This is a genomic window from Lentzea sp. NPDC060358, assembly GCF_042725365.1.
In the GTDB taxonomy this organism is placed as follows: domain Bacteria; phylum Actinomycetota; class Actinomycetes; order Mycobacteriales; family Pseudonocardiaceae; genus Lentzea.
On the sequence record NZ_JBHXCW010000421.1, the window covers coordinates 1 to 3,360 of the forward strand.

Genomic DNA, 3,360 nt, shown 5'->3' on the forward strand with positions numbered 1-3,360 from the left:
CGGTTCGTGCGGCGGGCCTCTCCACGTCGATGGCCGGTGTCGGGGTGTCAGCCGCGGCGGCGCAGGGTGCGCTGGACGTTGCGCATCTTCGCGCCCGCGGGCATCGGGCCCTTGGGCAGCGCGGCGCCGCGGCTCGCCAGCGCGGCGAGGCGGGTCTCGAGCGAGTCGACCTGGGCGGCCGTGATGTTGCGCGGCAGCTTCATCAGGGTCGACTGCAGCTTCTTCAGCGGGACCTGGCCCTCACCGGTGCCGATGATGAAGTCGTAGATCGGGGTCTCGCCGATGACGCGCGAGATGCGCTTCTTCTCCTGCGCGAGGAGCGGCTTCACCCGCTGCGGGGCGCCCTCGGCGACCAGGACCACGCCGGGACGGCCGAGCACGCGGTGCACGGCGTCGAGCTGGGTGGTGCCCGCGACGGCGGGGGTGACGCGCCAGCGGCCGCGCAGGTTCTCGAGCGCCCACGCACCGGCGCCGGGCTGGCCGTCCGCCTTGCGGAAGACGTTGCTCTGCACGCGGCGGCCGAAGATGATCACGGCCAGCAGCGCGCCGATAGCGACGCCCATCGGCACGAACAGCCAGAGCTGGCCGAAGAACAGGCCGAGGGCCACGGCGATCGCGGTGACGCCGAGCACCGAGCCCAGCATCATCGGGACGAGCGCCTTGTCCTCGCGGCGTTGCATCTTGAACGCCTCGAAGATCTGCTTTCGCCGCTCGCGTGATGCCGCGCGGCGAACCTTCGCCGCTTCCTTGGCAGCCGCCTTGTCCTGCTTACCAGCCATGAGCACAGGATACGGCGCGCTGGTCTCGGTGTTGCACCGGCCATCTGCGAGACTGCGGGGATGGAGGCGTTGCTGGAGGGTCTTGATCCGGAACAGCGCGCAGCGGTCGAGGCGCCGCGCGGCCCGGTGTGCGTGCTGGCGGGAGCCGGCACCGGCAAGACGCGCACCATCACGCACCGCATCGCCTACCTCTGCCAGCGCGGCCACGTCGCTCCGTCGCAGGTCCTGGCGGTCACGTTCACCAAGCGCGCGGCCGGTGAGATGCGCACGCGGCTGCGTTCGCTCGACGTGCACGGCGCGCAGGCCGTGACGTTCCACGCCGCCGCGTCGCGCCAGCTGCGCTACTTCTGGCCGCGCGTCATCGGCGGCCCGCGCTGGGAGCTCGTCGACCAGAAGATCCGCGTCGTCGCCCGCGCCGCGAACCGGCTGGGGCTGCCGACCGAGGCGGACGCGCTGCGCGACCTCACCAGCGAGATCGAGTGGGCGAAGGCGTCGCTGCTCGGCCCGGACGACTACCCGGTCGCCGCCGCCCGTGCCGCGCGGGACATCCCCGCGCCCGCCGAGCAGATCATGAAGCTCTACGCGACCTACGAGCAGCTCAAGAACGAGGCGCAGCTGCTCGACTTCGACGACCTGCTGCTCTACACGGCGGGCGCGCTGGAGGACAACGCGGAGGTCGCCCAGGAGTTCCGCGACCGCTACCGCTGCTTCGTCGTCGACGAGTACCAGGACGTGACGCCGCTGCAGCAGCGCGTGCTCGACTCGTGGCTCGGCGGCCGCGACGACCTGACGGTGGTCGGCGACGCGAACCAGACCATCTACTCCTTCGCCGGCGCCTCGCCGCAGCCGCTGCTCAACTTCGGGCGCCGGTTCCCCGAGGCGGTCGTCGTGCGGCTGGAGCGCGACTACCGGTCGACGCCGCAGGTCGTGGCGCTGGCCAACGACGTCATCAAGTGGGCGCGCGGCCGTCCCGCCGGCTCGCGGCTCAACCTGGTCGGCCAGCGCCCGGAGGGGCCGCTGCCGCGGTTCCACGAGTTCGACGACGAGCCCGCCGAGGCCGACGCGGTCGCCACCCGCGTCAAGGCGCTGCTCGACGAGGGCGTCGCCGCCTCCGAGATCGCGGTCCTCTACCGGGTGAACGCGCAGTCGGAGGTGTACGAGCAGGCGCTCGCCTCGCTCGGCATCCCGTACCTCGTGCGCGGCGGCGAGCGGTTCTTCGAGCGCGCCGAGGTGCGCCAGGCGATGATCGCGCTGCGCACCGCGGGCGAGGCGCCGGGCAGCCTGCCCGAGGTGGTCCGGTCGGTGCTCGCCCGCGTCGGGCTGACCGACGAACCGCCCACCGGCGGCTCCGCGCGGGAGCGCTGGGAGACGCTGCTCGCGCTGGTCGAGCTCGCCGAGGAGTTCGCCGTCTCCTCGCCGGAGGCCGACCTGCCCCGGTTCTGCGCCGAGCTGGACGTGCGCGCCGAGGCGCAGCACCCGCCGACCGTGGAGGGCGTGACGCTGGCGTCGCTGCACGCGTCGAAGGGACTCGAGTGGGACGCCGTGTTCCTCGTCGGACTGGTCGAGGGCACCATGCCGATCCAGTACGCCGACGGCGACGAGGCGAAGATCGAGGAAGAACGCCGCCTCCTGTACGTGGGCGTCACCCGCGCGCGTGAGCACCTTTGGCTGTCGTGGGCGCTGGCGCGCGCGGCCGGGGGGCGCAAGTACCGTCGCCGCTCGCGGTTCCTCTACAGCCTGGTGCCGGAGAACCACCCCGCCGCCCGTGTATCCGGCGGCGCGCAGCGCCCTCCTCTGATGAAGAAGGAGAAACCGACCTGCCGGGTGTGCGCGGCGACCCTGGTCGACGCGCAGGCCGTCAAGCTCGGTCGGTGCAGGTCCTGCCCGTCCGATGTGGACGAAGAACTGCTCGAGTCGCTGCGCCGGTGGAGGTCGTCGCGGGCACGGGAGCTGAAGGTCCCCGCGTACGTGGTCTTCACCGACGCGACGCTCATGGCGATCGCCGAGCAGCGGCCCACGGACACGGCCGGGCTCGTGGCGATCTCCGGCATCGGCGCGTCCAAGCTCGACAAGTTCGGCGACGACGTGTTGGGCCTGGTCCGGGCCGGTGTCGGGTACCCCGCCACCTGATCGGGACAAGTTTCGTTAAATAGGTTGCGAGCCCGTGGGACGGGGTCATAACCTGCTCATGCCGGGTCCGGAGGACCCGTCTGGGGAAGAAGAACTACTACACAGCTCTCGATGGCAGAGCTCTCTTGTTCGGAGGAGGTGGCCCGTTGTGAAGATCTTCAGCATCTCGCGCGCGCTCGGCCTCCCGTTGACCGAGGGCATCTGCACGTCCACCTCCGCTCAGGCCATGTGGCAGAAGTCTGCCCACCGGCCAGTGGCACCGCTGGGTCGTGAGCGTGGCACCGATCTGCTCGTCGAGCAGCCGATCGTGCTGCCCGCAGTCGAAGACAACTACACGAATGCGCTGTCCGCGCATCAAGTGAGAAGGCTCCTGCCGACCTCCTAGAGGGGGTCGAAGGACCACCAGGCTCACGAAAGCCGCGGACTCGCACAGAGTCCCGCGCTCCGAACC

3 protein-coding genes are annotated in these 3,360 nt (G+C 71.2%); 2 read left to right on the plus strand and 1 reads right to left on the minus strand.

All coding sequences use genetic code 11. The features are described 5' to 3' along the window. Nucleotides 1-47: 47 nt before the first annotated feature. A complete protein-coding gene (locus tag ACFWGZ_RS40355) occupies nucleotides 48-779 on the minus strand; it encodes a DUF4191 domain-containing protein (protein ID WP_382456864.1) in 732 nt (243 codons plus the stop codon). 60 nt (nucleotides 780-839) lie between these two features. Here ACFWGZ_RS40355 and ACFWGZ_RS40360 point away from each other — a divergent pair, with 60 nt between their 5' ends. Further along, a complete protein-coding gene (locus tag ACFWGZ_RS40360; protein WP_382456865.1) occupies nucleotides 840-2,909 on the plus strand; it encodes an ATP-dependent DNA helicase UvrD2 in 2,070 nt (689 codons plus the stop codon). A 148-nt stretch (nucleotides 2,910-3,057) separates the two neighbouring features. Then, nucleotides 3,058-3,294 carry a hypothetical protein gene (locus ACFWGZ_RS40365; RefSeq protein WP_382456866.1) on the plus strand — a complete coding sequence of 79 codons (237 nt, stop codon included), beginning with the start codon at nucleotides 3,058-3,060 and terminating at the stop codon, nucleotides 3,292-3,294. The last annotated feature ends 66 nt before the right edge of the window (nucleotides 3,295-3,360 follow it).

Bases quoted from the DNA above. Each gene is read 5' to 3' on its own strand.
- ACFWGZ_RS40355 (WP_382456864.1), bottom strand. From the start codon at position 779: ATGGCTGGTAAGCAGGACAAGGCGGCTGCCAAGGAAGCGGCGAAGGTT.
- ACFWGZ_RS40360 (WP_382456865.1), top strand. From the start codon at position 840: ATGGAGGCGTTGCTGGAGGGTCTTGATCCGGAACAGCGCGCAGCGGTC.